Here is a 15216-nt window from a genome sequence, read left to right as displayed (position 1 = left end):
GCTCCTGTAGGCTTTATTTTTTGTAGTTTGGGATTTTTCACACAGAACTCGCAACTTGTCCTGAGACCCCAACGGCGCTTATCGTGGAATGACTCGATTTTTGGCGCTGGCCCGGTGCGGCGTCCAACTAATAAAAACCGATCCATGCATAAGAAAAAGTTGATCCCATGAATTTGAAGTTCCTTGAAACCTTCGTCTGGGTGGCCAAGCTCAAGAGTTTCCGCCTGACCGCCGAGAAGTTGTTCACCACCCAGGCGTCGATCTCAAGCCGCATCGCGGTGCTGGAAAGCGAGCTGGGGGTGAAGTTGTTTCTGCGCGATTCGCGTGGCGTGAGCCTGACCCCGGAAGGCTTGAAGGTGCTCGACTATGCGGAGCAGATGATGGTGACCATGCAGGGCTTGAAGCAGTCCCTGGAGACCACCAGCAGCAAGGTCGGGCGCATCCGGATCGGCGCCATGGACACAGTGATCCACACCTGGCTCAGCCCCCTGGTCGCGGAACTGATGGACCACTTCCCCCTGGTAGAAATCGAATTGGTCGCCGATACCGCACTGAACCTCAGCGATCAGCTGCAAAAAGGTTTCCTCGACCTGATCCTGCAAACCGACCTGCTGCGCCTGGAAACCGTGCGTAGCCTGGAACTGGCCAGCCACCCCATGGCCTGGATCGTCGCCAGCCAGTCGATCTACAACCGCGACTATGCCTCCCTCGCCGAACTGGCCCAGGAGCGCATCATCACCTACTCGAAAAACTCTCACCCGCACCAGGACGTCATCAGCCTGATGCAAGCCAACGGCGTGGCCGCACCACGGATGAACTGCGTGAATTCAGTGTCGGCGATTACCCGCCTGCTGCGCGATGGCTTCGGGATTGGCGCGCTGCCGCCGGTGTTGGTCAGCGAAGAACTGACGCGCGGGGAGCTGGTGATGCTGCCGATGGCCCAGAAACTGCCGAATTTGCAGGTGGTGGTGTCGTGGCGCGTGGGGGTGGAGCTGGTGGAGGAGATCGTGGGGCTGTGCCAGAAGGTGGTGGCGCGGTATGCCGAGGAGGTTGGCGCAGAGCGCATGATCCTGGCCTGACCCAGTCAACACTGTGGGAGCGGGCTAGCCCGCGAAAGCGGTGGGTCAGTTGAAACATTGCTGACTGACACCGCGCATTCGCGAACATGCCCGCTTCCACCCTTTGGACGTGCGGTAACCGTTAGAGGCCCTTCAGGTCTCGCTCTTCGATCGGCCGGCTCTGGCGCAGGCGCTTGCCGCCCAATACCACCCAGTCGATCAGGCGGAAGAGACATTCCAGGCCAAACGACAACAGCATCGCCCCACCCAACCCCCAGCCCATCGCCTCGGGCGTCAGCAGGATCTGGTAGCTGTAGCCATTCCAGGTTTCCTGGCGGATATCCGGATCTGCCGCCACCGCCACTTGCAGGGCGCGGATATACCACGGGCCTTGCATGGCCTGGAATTGCTTGTCCAGCGCCACCTGGCGATCCAGCATGGCGCCCAGGCTGTTGGCATCGCTCTGGAACACCGGGTCATCACTGGCGCGGTAATGCGCCACCAACGCCTTCAAGTCGCCGTTGAAGAACTGCCGTGCGGTGGTTTCAAACCCGCTGAGGCCGGTCTGGGCCTCGATCAGGTGGGCCTCGACGCGCTTGGCATAGTCGTTGATGAACCCTGGCACTTGCACGCCAACCAACAGGCCAATGGCAAACAGCACCAACCGCAGATAACTGAGCAACATGGTCGATATCCTTACTCGGTAACGCCCTGGCTGACGCATTCACCGCGTCGCCACAGGCTCCATTGGCCCGGTTCGTAGCGGGTCCAGTTTTCGTTGTCGGTCAAAGGCTCGGTGGCAATCACCGTCACCACATCATTGGGCGTGGTTTCGGCCTGAAAATCGACGATCACGTCGACATCTTTCAAGCGCGCCGGGCCAAACGGTGCGCGCCGGGTAATTTGCGCCAATTTGGTCGAGCAGTAGCAGAACAACCAGTCGCCATCGCTGAGCAGGCAGTTGAACACGCCTTTGCTGCGGTATTCGGAGCAGGCGGCGATCAGGTCCGGCAGCACCTGTTCAAGGTCGACCGGCTCAGGAAAGGCCTCGCGCACGCGGTTGAGCAGATCGCAGAAGGCTGCTTCGCTGTCGGTGTCGCCCACCGGGCGGTAGAAGGTGGCGCGAGGGTTGAAGTCCGCCAATTGGCCATTGTGCGCGAAGCACCAATTGCGGCCCCACAGTTCGCGCACGAACGGGTGAGTGTTGGCCAGGCTGACCTTGCCGACATTGGCCTGGCGGATATGGCCAATCACCACTTCACTTTTGATCGGGTAACGCTGCACGAGGAGCGCGACTTCCGATTCGCTGCTGGCGGCCGGGTCCTGGAACAGGCGCAGGCCACGGCCCTCGTAGAACGCAATGCCCCAACCGTCACGGTGGGGGCCGGTACGCCCGCCGCGCTGCATCAGCCCGGTAAAGCTGAACACGATGTCGGTGGGGACGTTGGCACTCATGCCCAATAATTCACACATGCCAGGGCTCTCGCTGCAGGGCGGACGACGTTAAAGGCGCGGTTCTACGCGCATACCGCTCACGGGGGCAGGACGGCGAAAAGGCACGTCTTCTTCATCTTCATCCGGCTCCGCGGCCAAGGCGGCATCGGCGGCAGCCTTGCGCTCACGACGGGCATTGGCGGCACGCTCGATGGGCCAGCGGATCAACACAAACACGATGTACACACCAAAGGCGATCATGGTGTACATGAACAGGTCGGAAATGGCCCGCCAGGCGTTATTGCCGACCTTGAGCACCAGGTCCAGGGCGGTGATGGCCACGGCGGGCGCGAACTGGGTCTTGACCGGGTCGACGATGGTCGGGCTGAACAGCAGCACCGCCATCAGCAATTGCAGCGGCTCGCGCAGCCAGCGCCAGATCCAGCGGGTCATGCGCCACCACACCAACAGGCAGCCCAAGGCAGCGAAGGCGTAAAGGCCCCAAGCGATCAGATAGTCGTTCTCGGTCATGGTGTCCATGGCAAGGTTGGCAAACAGACGGCTATGATAACGGCTTTTGCGTGTCGCGGCTGCAATGCCTGCCACCGTCCGCCAGATAGAGAATAATCCATGCCTATATCGACCACCCCGATTGCCCGCAAGGCCCCAGGCCAGGATCCGTATGCCTGGCTGCAAGCGCGTGACAGCGCTGAGGTGCTCGATTACCTCAAGGCCGAAAACGCCTGGCAGGAAGCCCAGCTCGCCGACCAGGCGGCGCTGCGCGAAACCCTGTTCGAGGAGATCAAGGGCCGCATTCTCGAAACCGATCTGTCCCTGCCCTCGCCGTGGGGGCCGTATCTCTACTACACCCGCACCACCGCCGGTGACGAGTACGCCCGCCACTACCGCTGCCGCCGCCCGGCCGACGACAGCAACCAGGTGGATGACAGCAGCGAAGAGTTGCTGCTCGACCCCAATGTGCTGGCCAATGGCGGTTTTTTCTCCCTCGGCGCGTTCAGCATCAGCCCCGACCACCAGCGCCTGGCCTACAGCCTCGATACCAGCGGTGAAGAGGTCTACACCCTGTACGTGAAGGAACTGGCCACCGGCAAGGTCAGCGAACTGGAATTCCAGGACTGCGACGGCAGCATGACCTGGGCCAATGACAGCCTGACCCTGTTCTTCGGCGAACTGGACGACACCCATCGCCCGCACAAACTGTATCGCTATCGCCTGGATGGCACGGCGGCGCAGGAAGTGTTCCACGAGCCCGACGGGCGCTTCTTCCTGCATTGCTACCGCTCCAGCTCCGAGCGCCAGTTGCTGCTGTCGCTTGGCAGCAAGACCACCAGCGAGATCTGGGCGCTGGATGCCAACCAACCGCACCTGGACTTCACCTGCCTGGCGCCACGGGTCGAGGACCATGAATACGATGTCGACCATGGCCAGTTGAACGGCGCGTGGACCTGGTTTATCCGCAGCAACCGTGATGGCATCAACTACGCACTGTTCGTGGCGACCGACATTGGCGACGTACCCACCGAGGGTGAGTGGCAGAACCTGATCCCCCACAGCGACGAGGTGATGCTCGACGGCGTCAGCCTCAATGCCAGCGCCATGACCCTGAGCCTGCGCATCGGTGGCCTGCCGGTGATCGAGGTACACCCGGAAGGCCTGCCGGCCTATCGCGTGGAATTGCCTGACGCCGCCTACAGCCTGTACGTACAAAACAGCCTGGAGTTCGTCAGCGACAGGATTCGCCTGCGCTACGAGGCCCTGAACCGCCCGGCCCAGGTCCGCCAGCTGGAACTGGCCAGTGGCGCGCAACAGGTGCTCAAGGAAACCCCGGTGCTCGGCGTGTTCAACGCCGATGACTATGTGAGCCAGCGACTGTGGGCCACCTCGGCGGATGGCACCCAGGTGCCGATCAGCCTGGTGGTCAAGCGCGACCAGCTCGGCAAACCGGTGCCGCTGTACCTGTACGGCTACGGTGCCTACGGCGCGAGCCTCGACCCGTGGTTTTCCCATGCACGCCTGAGCCTGCTGGACCGCGGCGTGGCGTTCGCCATTGCGCATGTGCGCGGCGGCGGAGAACTGGGCGAAGCCTGGTACCGCGCTGGCAAGCAGGAACACAAGCAGAACACCTTCAGCGACTTCATCGCCTGCGCCGAGCACCTGATCGCCCAGGGTCTGACCACCTCCAAGCAACTGGCCATCAGCGGCGGCAGTGCCGGCGGCCTGTTGATCGGAGCAGTGCTCAACCAGCGCCCAGCGCTGTTCCAGGCAGCGATTGCCGAAGTACCGTTTGTCGACGTACTCAACACCATGCTCGACCCGGAACTGCCGCTGACCATCACTGAGTACGACGAATGGGGCAACCCGCAGGAGCCGCAGGTGTACGAGCGCATCAAGGCCTACGCACCGTACGAGAACGTCAGCGCCCAGGCCTACCCGCACATGCTGGTGATCGCCGGCTACAACGACAGCCGTGTGCAGTACTGGGAAGCGGCCAAGTGGGTGGCCAAGTTGCGTGACACCAAGACGGACGACAACCTGCTGTTGCTCAAGACCGAACTGGGCGCCGGCCATGGCGGCATGAGCGGCCGTTACCAGGGATTACGTGACGTAGCGCTCGAATATGGGTTCGTGTTCAAGGCGCTGGGGCTGGTTTAAGGAACTTCGCCGGGCGGTCCTGTCTGAACACAGGACCGCCCTACCTGATTGATGGATCAATACTGCCGCCATGCCACAACCGACGCTCCTCAATAACGAAATCCGCGACATGCTCATGGACTGCGGCCTGTTCGACCCACTGTTGCCGGAAGACTTTCACGTGGCCGCCGGCTACTTCAATATCAGCAGCATTGCCCGTGACGAAGTGATCTTCCTCGAAGGCGATGCGGGCACCTTCATGTGCATCCTCCACAGCGGCCAGGTGGCGGTGCAGAAAACCAACCATGACGGCCAGCGCCTGACCATCGCGACCCTGCGCAGCGGCCGGGCTTTTGGCGAAATGGCAGTGCTTGACGGCGAGCGGCGCTCAGCCAGTTGCGTGGCGGCCAGTGACTGCGTGCTGCTGAACCTGGGCAAGGATGCCCTGGAAAAGATGCTCAACGAAGCGCCCAGGGTGGCCGCCAAGATCATCCGCGCAATCGCTATCGCCCTGTCCAAACGCCTGCGCATGGCTGACGGCCAACTACTCTCGCAGCAGTTTTAACCCCCCGGCGTCTTCGGCTTGCTGTCGTTTTGCAGCAGGCCGGGCACCGTCTGGTCCTTCGGCGGCGTCGGCAGCACGATGGGCACCAGGGGTGGCGAGCCGTTCGTCTTGGGCACGGCTGGCGGGGTGATTTGCGGGTACAGCGTTGGCGTCGGGGTGCCCGGCGCACCCGGCGTTGGGGCTGGCGCGACCGGTACGGTTTGCAACTCCTGAGCCTGCGCCGCACCCAATGCGAGCGCGCTCAACACAATGACCGTTAGAATGCTGCACTTCATCGATGGCTCCATGGCCTGACCGGAATGTCACAAGGCTACTCCCAACCGCGCAAGAATGCCCTTCCCAATGAGATTTCCATGAAACGTTTCGTTCTGCTGGACACCACCCCAATCCCCGACAACGGCGGTGCCTTGTGCCTGTTCGAATACGGTGAAGATTTCGTCATCAAGATCCAGGGTGGTGACGGCGGCCAGTTGATGAACACGCGCATGCACGGTTCCGAAGATGCCCTGGCGGAAATTCCCTGCCGCAAGGTCGCGGGGCGGCCGGGCTCGCGGGTATTGATCGGCGGCCTGGGCATGGGCTTTACCCTGGCCTCGGCGCTCAAGCACCTGGGCAAGACCGCCGAAGTGGTCGTGGCGGAGCTGGTGCCGGGCGTTGTGGAATGGAACCGTGGGCCGCTGGGGGAAAAATCCGGCCGGCCGCTCCTGGACCCACGCACGGTGATCCGCCAGGAAGACGTGGCGAAGGTGCTGCAGGCCGAGCCCCAGGGCTTTGACGCGATCATGCTGGATGTGGACAACGGCCCCGAAGGCCTGACGCAAAGGGCCAACAGCTGGCTTTACTCCGCAGGTGGCCTGGCGGCGTGCGCCAAGGCCCTGCGCCCTAAAGGCGTATTGGCGGTGTGGTCGGCCAGCGCCGACAAGCTGTTCAGCGACAAACTGCGCAAGGCCGGTTTCAAGGCCGAGGAAGTGCAGGTGTTTGCCCATGGCAACAAGGGCACGCGGCACACCATCTGGATCGCCGAGAAGCTCAAAGGCTGAATACACATTACTGAACACCACAGATCCAGTGCGGGAGCGGGATTGCTCGCTCCCCCATTTTGATCGGCGTCAGTTTCGGGATTTGCGGTAGTCGATCACGTAGGGCACTTTTTTGTCGAACGTCTTTTCCAGTTCGTCGCGGTCCAGCTTGGTCATGCCGCCCAATTGATGGGCGGTAAAGCCGCTGTCACCCACTTGTGAACCCGGCGCCAGGCTGACCATGCGCTTGGCCACCGCTTCGATCGCGTCCTTGTAACCGCCCTTCTTGTTCAGGTTGAACGCACCCAGGTCGATCTGGGTGCGCAGCCAGTTGCCCCAATAGAACTCCAGGAATTCCGGCGCGATCTCGCCTGCATCAGGTTTGCCATAGGCGGCCTTGCGGGTGAAATACACCAGGCTGCGCAAGGTATCGTCCTGCAGGTTCTGGAAGCCCAGGTGGGCGGGCAACTGCTCGGGCGGCAGGGCCTGGCCCTGGTTGTCCTTGAGCCAGACTTTGCGCGCAGCCTCCATGCGCTGCCAGAAGTTCGCCATGGTCGGGCTGTTGCTGAAGTCGTCGGTGACCTTGACCCACATGTTCAAGCGGGGGCCGCCGCCCGGCACCTCCCACAAGGTCGTGAAACTGTGGTGGCCGTCGGTCAGGTACAACTGGCCGCCAGGGCCGACGACCACGGTTTTCATCTCGTCGGGATGAGTGCCCACAGGGTCCTTGCAACTGAAGCTTGCGGGGGTGTGCAGGTCCGCGCCCTTGGGCACTTTGTCGGCTTCGCCCTGGCCGTTGGTTTCGCAGTATTCATCGAAGACCTTGGCGGGTTTGTCGGCGAACAGGCCGAGGCTGTAGTAAATCTGGTCGAAGCCCACCACGGCCTGGGTCGGGTGCAGTTGTTCGAGGGACACCTCGATGACCTGCCCGGGTTGGGGTGTAGAGAATGCGTGGGCGTGGGCGGTGAGCCCACACAACAACAGTGCAACTGTCCATGAATGCAGACGCATGAGTTTCAATCCTTACCGATAAAGTGAAGCGGTTATTTAGAGCGCGAGCGGCTAGAATCAACCCTATCCGTGAACCACCAAATAGCCAGGAGCCATGATGAGCTCGACCAACCCGCCCTCCCACACCGCCAAGCTGGACCGCATCCTCGCCGATGCCCAGCGCGACCGGGAAATGGGCTACCGCGACAAAGCCCTGAAGATGTACCCCCACGTGTGCGGTCGCTGTGCCCGTGAGTTCGCAGGCAAACGCTTGAGTGAACTGACCGTACACCATCGCAACCACAACCATGATGACAATCCCCAGGACGGCTCCAACTGGGAGTTGCTGTGCCTGTACTGCCACGATAACGAGCACTCGCGCTACACCGACCAACAGTACTTCGGCGAAGGCTCCACCAGCAGCCCGACAATTGCCAAGGCCACGCATAACCCGTTTGCGGCGTTGGCGGGGTTGATGAAGAAGGACGACTGAAGATCTCCGTCGGCTGTACAGGCCTCATCGCGGGCAAGCCCGCTCCCACACGGGTGAAGTGTGAACGCATTCAACTGTGGGAGCGGGCTTGCCCGAGATAGCGATCGCCCAACCACCACATGCCTTCCAGGCCGTATAATCGCCGTTTTTCTCCAAGGCACCCTTCCCCGTGGGCAATAAACGCTACAGCTGCATCGGTCTGTATAACCCCAAATCCCCCGAAAACGTCGGCTCGGTCATGCGCGCCGCCGGCTGCTACGGCGTGGCCTCGGTGTTCTACACCGGCGTGCGTTACGAGCGCGCCCGGGATTTCATCACCGACACCAAGAAGGTCCACCACGATATCCCGCTGATCGGTATCGACGACTTGAAAAAGATCCTGCCGCTGGGCTGCATCCCCGTCGCGGTGGAACTGGTGGAAGGCGCCCGCCCCCTGCCGGAATACACCCACCCCGACCGAGCGCTGTATATCTTCGGCCCGGAAGACGGCTCCCTCGACAAGGAGATCCGCGACTGGTGTGAAGACGTGGTCTACATCCCCACCACCGGCTGCATGAACCTTGCCGCCACCGTCAACGTGGTGCTCTATGACCGCCTGGCCAAGGGCAACAACACCCGTTCGGGCCCCAAGTACTGATATTTCGGGAACATCCAGCGCCTGCCGGCAGTCAGCTATTTATCACTAGCCCTTGTTGGAGACAGATCATGAGCGACAGCAAAACCCTGCGACCTATCATCGAACACACGCCATTCCAGGCCCAGCCCACGCAAAACGTGCACGGCTGGGAGCGCATTGGCTCGGTGGCCGGTGGCGTGATGATGGTAGGTAAAGGCCTGCGCCGTGGTGGGATTTTCGGCTTGATCCAGGTAGCAATTGGCGGTGTAGCGCTGGCACGTGGCCTTACCGGTCACAGCAACCTGAAGGAAAAGCTCGAACAGGGCCGCCAGGAAATGAACACGGTGCGCGCGAAGATCGAGCGGGCCGGGGAAGAACTGATGAATTTGAAGACCAAGGCCGAAGTGGCGGCTGAGAAGGCCACCAAATAGTCAAACCGAACACCGTCAAATGTGGGAGCGAGCGTGCTCGCGAAAGCAGTGATTCAGGCCCCAACTGTCCGGCTGAAGCACCGTATTTGTGAGCACGCCCACTCCCACATTTTTGATTAGCACGACACAGAATCAGCGCAGCAGTTTGTTATCCAACACCACCGACGACTCGCCGATGACGCTCTCGGCCAGGTGCACGAACTCGGCGGTGGTAATGCTGTTGGCGCGCATCACCGCTTGCGTGAGGTCATCCAGCGACCGCTTGTTATGGGTCTTCACGCGGATCTCGCGGTCCAGCTCCTGCAGCACCACCACCGCCCGTGACACCGTCGCGCCGCTGACCTGTGCGCCGCGCAGGCTGGTCACGTCCTTGCCTTCCTTCGCCAGCCGCGCCTGTATCGCCTGGTAGCGCTCATCGGTAATACCACCAGCACGGCGCACCAGCTCGATGGCGTAGTACTCGGCCAGGCCTTCGCTGATCCAGTCACTGGTGTCGTGATCATTGAAGCGCCCGATCGCTTGTACCAATTCACGGATCAACGGACTGCTGCCATTTTCGCTGACCAGCGCGGTGCGGCTATTGAGGTAGATCGAATCGCGCGCCGAGGACGCGCCGCGGCGCATCGGGTCGCTGGCACCCACCACCAGCAACTTGGCCGGATGGCGCGGGAATGCAGCTTCCACCTGCGGCCAGACGAAGGTCAGCAACGTGAGTACATCCATGCGGCGCATGGCCTGGCCTTTGGGCGAGGCCACGGTAACCTCGGTCTCGCCCAGGCGCACGCGGCGACTGCCGAGGTTGCCGGCGAGCATCCAGCCGGTGGGCCGGTCGAACAGGCGGGAAACGTTGTCGATGCGAAAGGTGTTCTTGCCAATGCGCGGCCAGGCGGTTTCGACGCTTTTCCAGCCGGCCGGCAGTTCGAACACCAGCCGCGAGACCAGCTCGACGCCGTCCTGCTGATCGAGCCGCGCCGGCGGCACCAGGTCTTCGCCGCGAAACAGCGCCCAACCCGGTGTCATGCGCGCCTCATACAGACCCGCTTTGCGCGCGTGGGTGAGGTGCACGCGGTAGGTGAGGCTGGCTTTATTGGGGCCAGGTTGCCAGAGGCCACGGTGCTCGCTGACGCTCCACTGGCCATCGGCCTTGAAGTCGCTGTAGTCACCGTCGTGGCCCAAGTCAAAGTTCAGGCTGCGCACTGCCGAACCCTGAGACAAGCTCACGCGCACCTCGGCCTGATCGCTCTGGGGCAGGAGTTTGACGTGATAATCCAGGTCGACTTTCTTGGCGCACCACGCCGGCATGCTCAGCGCCAGCAGCACGACAGTTGCCGTCAGCTTGACTCCCCCCCTCATACACACTCCTTGTTCAGCCAGCGCGGAAGATCAGGTAGTCCTCCCAGTCGTCCTCGGGCACGCTGCCTTCGCTGAGCATGCGCCCGGACTGGGAAATGCGTTCGTGGTGCACGGCGTCGCGGTCACCGCAAACCAGGTGGTGCCACAGCGGCAGGTCCTTGCGTTCGCTGACCAGGCGATAGCCACAGGTGGGCGGCAGCCATTTGAACTGGTCGGCCTGGCCTGGGGTGAGCTGGATGCAGTCAGGCACCGAGGCGCGCCGGTTGGGGTAGTCGGTGCACTGGCAGGTTTTCAGGTCGAGCAGCTTGCAGGCGATTCGGGTGTAATAGACGCTGTTGTCGTCTTCGTCCTCGAGCTTTTGCAGGCAGCACAGGCCACAGCCGTCGCACAACGACTCCCATTCCTCCTGGTCGAGGTGCTCGAGGGTTTTGCGTATCCAGAATGGTTCGACTTTGGCGGCCATGGCTCTACATCAGTATCGGTAGGTGAAAAGGCCGCCAGTCTAGTGCCCCAGGCGCCTGGAACCAAGCGCTAGCGACTGGCGGTGTAACAACACTTGTCAGTCTAGTGACTGCGCAGTAGCTTTGAGCGCCGAATTGACGATCAGGAACTGCTCATGACCCGTGTTGCCGACTACCCGATCCACCCCCAGTTCACCGACCGCTGGTCGCCTCGCGCCTTCACCGGCGAGCCTATCTCCCAGGAAACCCTGCTGAGCTTCTTCGAAGCCGCGCGCTGGGCACCTTCGGCCTACAACTCGCAGCCCTGGCGTTTCCTCTACGCGCGCCGCGATACGCCGGACTGGGAGCGTTTCCTGGGCTTGCTGAATGAATTCAACCGTGGCTGGGCGCAGCATGCATCTGCCCTGGTGATCATCGCCTCGAAAACCGACTTCACCGCCCCCGGCGCTACGGAAGAAACCCCGGCCCTGTGGCACACCTTCGACACCGGTTCCGCCTGGGGCCACCTGGCGCTGCAGGCCAGCCTCAGCGGCTGGCACACCCATGGCATGGCTGGCTTCGACCAGGAACTGACCCGCGAAGCGCTGAAGATCCCGGACGGTTATGCCCTGCATGCCGCCGTGGCCGTGGGCAAGCTGGGCGACAAGTCGAGCCTGCCGGACTACCTGCAAGGTCGCGAAACACCCAGCCCGCGTCGGCCGCTGAGCGAGCTGGTTTGCGAGGGCGACTTCAGCCTCTAAACCTTGTACAGAACCACTGTGGGAGCGGGCTTGCTCGCGAACGCGGTAGATCAGCTAGCCTGTCTGGCGACTGACATACAGCTTTCGCGGGCAAGCCCGCTCCCACATTTTTATCCCGAGTTGGGTCAGTAACCGCGCTCGAAATCCACTTCCCCGCGCAACGCTTCCTTGGCCTGGTACGCCCGCAGGTTTTCGACAAACAACGCCACCATCAACTCCGGCGAAGTCGGCGCCGAACTGTGGCCGGTCAGCAACAGCCCCCACGCCGTCCAGAACGGGTGACGCTGCGGTAAAGGTTCCTGACGGCAGACGTCGATCACCGCACCCGCCAAATGCCCTTCTTTCAAGGCGTCGACCAAGTCGGCATCTACCACCGCCACCCCGCGCCCGACGTTGATGAACAACCCGGTCGGCTTGAACTGCTTGAACAGCGCCGCGTCGTACAGGTCATGGGTATTCGGCGTATTGGGCAGCAGGTTGATCACGTAGTCCACCTCCCCCACCAGCCGGCCCAGTTGGTCGAGCCCGGCCACCTCGATAAACGGCACCTGCTCGCGCGCCGCACTGGCAATACCGTAAAGCTTCACGCCGAACGGCAGCAGGAACTCGGCGACGCGCTGGCCGATATCGCCGGTGCCGACGATCAGCGCCTTGCGGCCCGCCAGGCTCTGGCCCATGCGGTTGTCCCACTTGCGCTCGACCTGGCTGACCAGGCGCGCCAACACTTCGCGTTCGTGGCCCAGCATGTAGGTCAGGACAAATTCGGCCATGACCTGGCCAAAGATGCCGACCGCTCGGGTCAGGCGATAGTCGCGCGGCAGGCCTTCGGCGAGCAATGGGGTGATGCCGGCCCAGGTCGATTGCAGCCATTGCGGGTGATGACCTTGGCGCAACAATGTGGCCAACAGGTCCGGCTGGCCCAACCATACCGGGCAATCAGCGGCCAGGCGTGACAACTCGGCCGAGTCGCCACTGGTCAGCACCTCCAGGTCCGGTGCCGCTTCGCCCAACAACCGCGCGTAGAGCGGGTGATCCTGTTCAGCAATCAGAACACGCATGCTTAAAACCTTTCAAAAACAGTCCGGGCGGCCGCCCGCATCCTTACGGCCACCGCCCACTTATACGATTCCATTGAAGCGTGTGCCCTGGGGCACGTCCCGATCACATCGGGTCGTTACGGCGCAGCAACTCTTCGGGCAAGTGTTCGATGTACTCGTCCTCGGCTGGCGGCATTTGCAGGTGATAGCCCTGCTTGTCGAGGTTTTCCAGGACCACGGCAATGTCTTCGCGGGACAGCTTGCGCTCCGGCGTCAGCACCATGTCAAACGCGTGATGGGCCTTGCCGAAGGCGTCCATCAACGGTTCGGGCACGCGCTCCAGGGCGTCGCTTTTCAGCACGTAGAGGTACATCCCGTCTTTTTTCTTGCTGCGGTAGATGGAGCAGATACGTTTCAAGGCTGTTCTCCGGCAGTGGCCAGGCTGTCGAGCAGCGCCTGGCCCATCAACTCGCGGCGCCAGCCACGCAGCGAGTCTGGCAATTTATAAGGCCCATCGGGGTAGCCGCTCTTGACCAGGGCTTCGAGGGTTTTCTTGCGCAGCATCAGTTCCGGCGCCATGTCCAGGCGTTCGGCTTCAGCCTGGCCAAGGGCGCGCAGTTGCTTGATGAGTGCGGCGGCGTCCACCGGCAACGGCTCGGCAACGGCGGGCGGCCATTGGTCCATCGGCACGCTGCCGGCACGTTTGATCAGGTCCAGCAGGAACTGGCCATCCTGACGCACGGTACGCGGGTGCATGTCTTCGATCTTGCCCAGCGCAGCAAGGTTATCCGGCTGGGATTTGGCCAGGGGCCACAACGAATGCTCGCGAATGATGCGGTTGCGCGGCAGGTCACGGGCGCGGGCTTGCTGCTCGCGCCAGGCGCACAGCTCACGCAGCACGGCCAGTTGCGCGCGGGACAGCTTCCACGCCAGCTTGGCGTCGCGGTACACCTCGTACGGGTCGACTTCACGGCGCAGGTTGGCGACCAGTTCGGCGCCGTCTTCCAAGACCCAGGCGTATTTGTCATCCGACAGCTGCGGGCGCAGGCGGACGTAGACCTCGGCCAGGTGCACCGCGTCTTCGGCGGCGTAGCTGATCTGTGTCTCGGACAATGGCCGCTGCAGCCAGTCCGAGCGGGTCTCGCCCTTGGGCAGTTCGATATCCAGCACGGCTTGCACCAGGCGCGAGTAGCCCATGGAGAAACCCAGGTTCAAATAAGCCGCCGCCAACTGGGTGTCGAACAACGGCACCGGCAGGCTGCCGGTCAAGCGCAGCAACACTTCGAGGTCTTCGCTGCAGGCGTGCACCACCTTGATCACCGCCGGGTTTTCCAGCAACGCGGCCAAGGGCTGCCAGTTGTCGATGGTCAGGGGGTCGATCAGGTAAGCGCGCACGCCATCACCGATCTGGATCAGCCCGGCAATGGGATAAAAGGTGTCGACCCGCATGAATTCGGTGTCGAGGGCGACGAATGGCAACTGCTGCCATTCGGCGCAATGCTGGCCGAGGCTATCGTTGTCGCAGATCCAGTGAATATCGATGGCCACACGGCTCTCCCTTGAAGAATGGCGCGCAGTATATATCGCTAAAGGGACTTGCGAGCATTCGCAGTGCACGGCAACCATGAAAACTCAGACAGTAGATGAAGAATAGTCCGACAGGCGGGAGTTATCCTCTCTTACGCAGCACGTAGACCCGCCACAGGTTTGAGCCTGGCATGAATTCCTGATGATTCAGGACCTTGAAGCCCGCCTGGCGAAACTCGTCCTCTACTGCAGTACGAGAACTGACAGAGACAATCACCGTGTCACGGCTGACCCGGTGAAACTCGCGCAGCAACGCCAGTCGCCCTTCGCTGCTGGGCACATGGCGAAACAATTCCAGGCAGAAAATACAGTCCACTGCATTGGCCGACAAGCCGATGGAAAACGCCGAACCCTGGAAGGTCTTGACGCGCTTGAGCAAGGACGCCGGGTGGTGGGTGCGGGCGTGGTCGAGCATGTCCTGAGAGTTGTCCGACGCCAGGATCACCCGGTTGATATGTTCGGCCAATACCGGCCAAAAGCGCCCCGAACCACAGGCCAGGTCGAGCACCAGCCCAGGTTCGCCGGCGACTTTCAGCGCCTGGCGCACCAGCCACTCGTCGCGCCACGACGCCAGGCGGCGCCGCAACCCGGGCGGACGCGTTTCGCCGCAGACCCTGGCGTGCTCACGGTCACAGCGCTCGGCGTATTCGATCTCGATGGAGGAAGGTGGCTGTGACGACATCGCGGGCTCATAGGGGTGGAACGGCAGTGAACGACCTTGATTGGCAGCTTAACCACTGCAATGTCAAAAAAAGGTCGAAAGGTGACTGCCGCTCGCCC

Annotated in this window: 19 protein-coding genes; 8 read left to right on the top strand and 11 right to left on the bottom strand. The window is 62.2% G+C overall.

What is annotated here, in order from left to right; translation table 11 throughout:
* Window positions 1-167 precede the first annotated feature (167 nt).
* Window positions 168-1079, top strand: coding sequence for a LysR family transcriptional regulator (locus ATH90_RS07700; protein WP_034102524.1), 912 nt, complete (start codon window positions 168-170; stop codon window positions 1077-1079).
* Between the two features lie 121 nt (window positions 1080-1200).
* Here the strand turns inward: ATH90_RS07700 and ATH90_RS07695 are convergent, their stop codons facing one another.
* Genes ATH90_RS07695 through ATH90_RS07685 form a run of 3 tightly spaced genes read right to left on the bottom strand, consistent with a single transcriptional unit; the run spans window position 1201 to window position 3098 of the window.
* Entirely contained in the window at window positions 1201-1743 is a 543-nt protein-coding gene (locus tag ATH90_RS07695) for a DUF2937 family protein (RefSeq protein WP_032888750.1), read from the bottom strand.
* A gap of 11 nt (window positions 1744-1754) precedes the next feature.
* Window positions 1755-2531, bottom strand: coding sequence for a class II glutamine amidotransferase (locus ATH90_RS07690; protein WP_034102523.1), 777 nt, complete (start codon window positions 2529-2531; stop codon window positions 1755-1757).
* Between the two features lie 30 nt (window positions 2532-2561).
* Complete coding sequence (locus tag ATH90_RS07685) at window positions 2562-3098, bottom strand: MFS transporter (protein ID WP_098465982.1); 537 nt, start codon at window positions 3096-3098, stop codon at window positions 2562-2564.
* A gap of 24 nt (window positions 3099-3122) precedes the next feature.
* Between ATH90_RS07685 and ATH90_RS07680 the strand changes: the two genes are divergently transcribed.
* Together ATH90_RS07680 and ATH90_RS07675 are read left to right on the top strand one after the other, a co-directional pair.
* The gene (locus tag ATH90_RS07680; protein WP_034102521.1) at window positions 3123-5165 is read left to right on the top strand and encodes a S9 family peptidase; all 2043 of its coding nucleotides are present in this window, start codon (window positions 3123-3125) and stop codon (window positions 5163-5165) included.
* A gap of 70 nt (window positions 5166-5235) precedes the next feature.
* Window positions 5236-5709: a cyclic nucleotide-binding domain-containing protein gene (locus ATH90_RS07675; protein ID WP_034102520.1), complete on the top strand. Its 474-nt coding sequence runs from the start codon at window positions 5236-5238 to the stop codon at window positions 5707-5709.
* Here the strand turns inward: ATH90_RS07675 and ATH90_RS07670 are convergent.
* Entirely contained in the window at window positions 5706-5984 is a 279-nt protein-coding gene (locus tag ATH90_RS07670; RefSeq protein WP_034102519.1) for a hypothetical protein, read from the bottom strand. The genes ATH90_RS07675 and ATH90_RS07670 overlap by 4 nt on opposite strands.
* A gap of 78 nt (window positions 5985-6062) precedes the next feature.
* Here ATH90_RS07670 and ATH90_RS07665 point away from each other — a divergent pair, with 78 nt between their 5' ends.
* Window positions 6063-6749 carry a spermidine synthase gene (locus tag ATH90_RS07665; protein ID WP_069022356.1) on the top strand — a complete coding sequence of 229 codons (687 nt, stop codon included), beginning with the start codon at window positions 6063-6065 and terminating at the stop codon, window positions 6747-6749.
* Window positions 6750-6818: 69 nt separating this feature from the next.
* On the opposite strand, the gene ATH90_RS07660 is transcribed toward ATH90_RS07665, so the two are convergent.
* Window positions 6819-7739 carry a ParB/Srx family N-terminal domain-containing protein gene (locus tag ATH90_RS07660; RefSeq protein ID WP_098465981.1) on the bottom strand — a complete coding sequence of 307 codons (921 nt, stop codon included), beginning with the start codon at window positions 7737-7739 and terminating at the stop codon, window positions 6819-6821.
* A gap of 97 nt (window positions 7740-7836) precedes the next feature.
* On the opposite strand from ATH90_RS07660, the gene ATH90_RS07655 reads away from it, so the two are divergent.
* The 3 genes from ATH90_RS07655 (at window position 7837) to ATH90_RS07645 (ending at window position 9258) form a co-directional block, all read left to right on the top strand.
* The gene (locus ATH90_RS07655) at window positions 7837-8211 is read left to right on the top strand and encodes a YajD family HNH nuclease (protein ID WP_003210675.1); all 375 of its coding nucleotides are present in this window, start codon (window positions 7837-7839) and stop codon (window positions 8209-8211) included.
* A gap of 169 nt (window positions 8212-8380) precedes the next feature.
* Window positions 8381-8848, top strand: a complete 468-nt coding sequence (locus tag ATH90_RS07650; RefSeq protein ID WP_003189607.1) for an RNA methyltransferase — start codon at window positions 8381-8383, stop codon at window positions 8846-8848.
* A 68-nt stretch (window positions 8849-8916) separates the two neighbouring features.
* Entirely contained in the window at window positions 8917-9258 is a 342-nt protein-coding gene (locus ATH90_RS07645) for a YgaP family membrane protein (protein WP_034102516.1), read from the top strand.
* 132 nt (window positions 9259-9390) lie between these two features.
* Here the strand turns inward: ATH90_RS07645 and ATH90_RS07640 are convergent, their stop codons facing one another.
* Together ATH90_RS07640 and ATH90_RS07635 are read right to left on the bottom strand one after the other, a co-directional pair.
* Window positions 9391-10611, bottom strand: coding sequence for a M61 metallopeptidase family protein (locus ATH90_RS07640; protein WP_098465980.1), 1221 nt, complete (start codon window positions 10609-10611; stop codon window positions 9391-9393).
* A 13-nt stretch (window positions 10612-10624) separates the two neighbouring features.
* Entirely contained in the window at window positions 10625-11074 is a 450-nt protein-coding gene (locus tag ATH90_RS07635) for a YcgN family cysteine cluster protein (RefSeq protein WP_003172524.1), read from the bottom strand.
* A 153-nt stretch (window positions 11075-11227) separates the two neighbouring features.
* Between ATH90_RS07635 and ATH90_RS07630 the strand changes: the two genes are divergently transcribed.
* The gene (locus ATH90_RS07630) at window positions 11228-11812 is read left to right on the top strand and encodes a nitroreductase family protein (protein ID WP_034102514.1); all 585 of its coding nucleotides are present in this window, start codon (window positions 11228-11230) and stop codon (window positions 11810-11812) included.
* Between the two features lie 125 nt (window positions 11813-11937).
* On the opposite strand, the gene ATH90_RS07625 is transcribed toward ATH90_RS07630, so the two are convergent.
* The 4 genes from ATH90_RS07625 to ATH90_RS07610 all read right to left on the bottom strand — a co-directional run bounded on the left by ATH90_RS07625 (window position 11938) and on the right by ATH90_RS07610 (window position 15118).
* The gene (locus ATH90_RS07625) at window positions 11938-12870 is read right to left on the bottom strand and encodes a D-2-hydroxyacid dehydrogenase (protein ID WP_098465979.1); all 933 of its coding nucleotides are present in this window, start codon (window positions 12868-12870) and stop codon (window positions 11938-11940) included.
* A 103-nt stretch (window positions 12871-12973) separates the two neighbouring features.
* Window positions 12974-13267 (bottom strand): YcgL domain-containing protein, encoded by a 294-nt coding sequence (locus tag ATH90_RS07620; RefSeq protein ID WP_069022347.1) that lies wholly within the window; start codon window positions 13265-13267, stop codon window positions 12974-12976.
* Window positions 13264-14397 (bottom strand): ribonuclease D, encoded by a 1134-nt coding sequence (rnd, locus tag ATH90_RS07615; protein ID WP_034102511.1) that lies wholly within the window; start codon window positions 14395-14397, stop codon window positions 13264-13266. Before rnd ends, ATH90_RS07620 begins: the two co-directional genes overlap by 4 nt.
* A 121-nt stretch (window positions 14398-14518) precedes the next feature.
* Entirely contained in the window at window positions 14519-15118 is a 600-nt protein-coding gene (locus ATH90_RS07610) for a class I SAM-dependent methyltransferase (RefSeq protein ID WP_034102510.1), read from the bottom strand.
* Window positions 15119-15216 lie beyond the last annotated feature (98 nt).

It is taken from the genome of Pseudomonas lurida (genome assembly GCF_002563895.1).
In the GTDB taxonomy this organism is placed as follows: domain Bacteria; phylum Pseudomonadota; class Gammaproteobacteria; order Pseudomonadales; family Pseudomonadaceae; genus Aquipseudomonas; species Aquipseudomonas lurida.
The sequence above is the reverse complement of the archived record's forward strand: the minus strand, read 5'-3'. Positions and strand labels throughout refer to the sequence as shown.

Bases quoted from the DNA above. Each gene is read 5' to 3' on its own strand.
- ATH90_RS07700 (WP_034102524.1), top strand. From the start codon at position 168: ATGAATTTGAAGTTCCTTGAAACCTTCGTCTGGGTGGCCAAGCTCAAG.
- ATH90_RS07695 (WP_032888750.1), bottom strand. From the start codon at position 1,743: ATGTTGCTCAGTTATCTGCGGTTGGTGCTGTTTGCCATTGGCCTGTTG.
- ATH90_RS07690 (WP_034102523.1), bottom strand. From the start codon at position 2,531: ATGTGTGAATTATTGGGCATGAGTGCCAACGTCCCCACCGACATCGTG.
- ATH90_RS07680 (WP_034102521.1), top strand. From the start codon at position 3,123: ATGCCTATATCGACCACCCCGATTGCCCGCAAGGCCCCAGGCCAGGAT.
- ATH90_RS07675 (WP_034102520.1), top strand. From the start codon at position 5,236: ATGCCACAACCGACGCTCCTCAATAACGAAATCCGCGACATGCTCATG.
- ATH90_RS07670 (WP_034102519.1), bottom strand. From the start codon at position 5,984: ATGAAGTGCAGCATTCTAACGGTCATTGTGTTGAGCGCGCTCGCATTG.
- ATH90_RS07665 (WP_069022356.1), top strand. From the start codon at position 6,063: ATGAAACGTTTCGTTCTGCTGGACACCACCCCAATCCCCGACAACGGC.
- ATH90_RS07660 (WP_098465981.1), bottom strand. From the start codon at position 7,739: ATGCGTCTGCATTCATGGACAGTTGCACTGTTGTTGTGTGGGCTCACC.
- ATH90_RS07655 (WP_003210675.1), top strand. From the start codon at position 7,837: ATGAGCTCGACCAACCCGCCCTCCCACACCGCCAAGCTGGACCGCATC.
- ATH90_RS07645 (WP_034102516.1), top strand. From the start codon at position 8,917: ATGAGCGACAGCAAAACCCTGCGACCTATCATCGAACACACGCCATTC.
- ATH90_RS07640 (WP_098465980.1), bottom strand. From the start codon at position 10,611: ATGAGGGGGGGAGTCAAGCTGACGGCAACTGTCGTGCTGCTGGCGCTG.
- ATH90_RS07635 (WP_003172524.1), bottom strand. From the start codon at position 11,074: ATGGCCGCCAAAGTCGAACCATTCTGGATACGCAAAACCCTCGAGCAC.
- ATH90_RS07630 (WP_034102514.1), top strand. From the start codon at position 11,228: ATGACCCGTGTTGCCGACTACCCGATCCACCCCCAGTTCACCGACCGC.
- ATH90_RS07625 (WP_098465979.1), bottom strand. From the start codon at position 12,870: ATGCGTGTTCTGATTGCTGAACAGGATCACCCGCTCTACGCGCGGTTG.
- ATH90_RS07610 (WP_034102510.1), bottom strand. From the start codon at position 15,118: ATGTCGTCACAGCCACCTTCCTCCATCGAGATCGAATACGCCGAGCGC.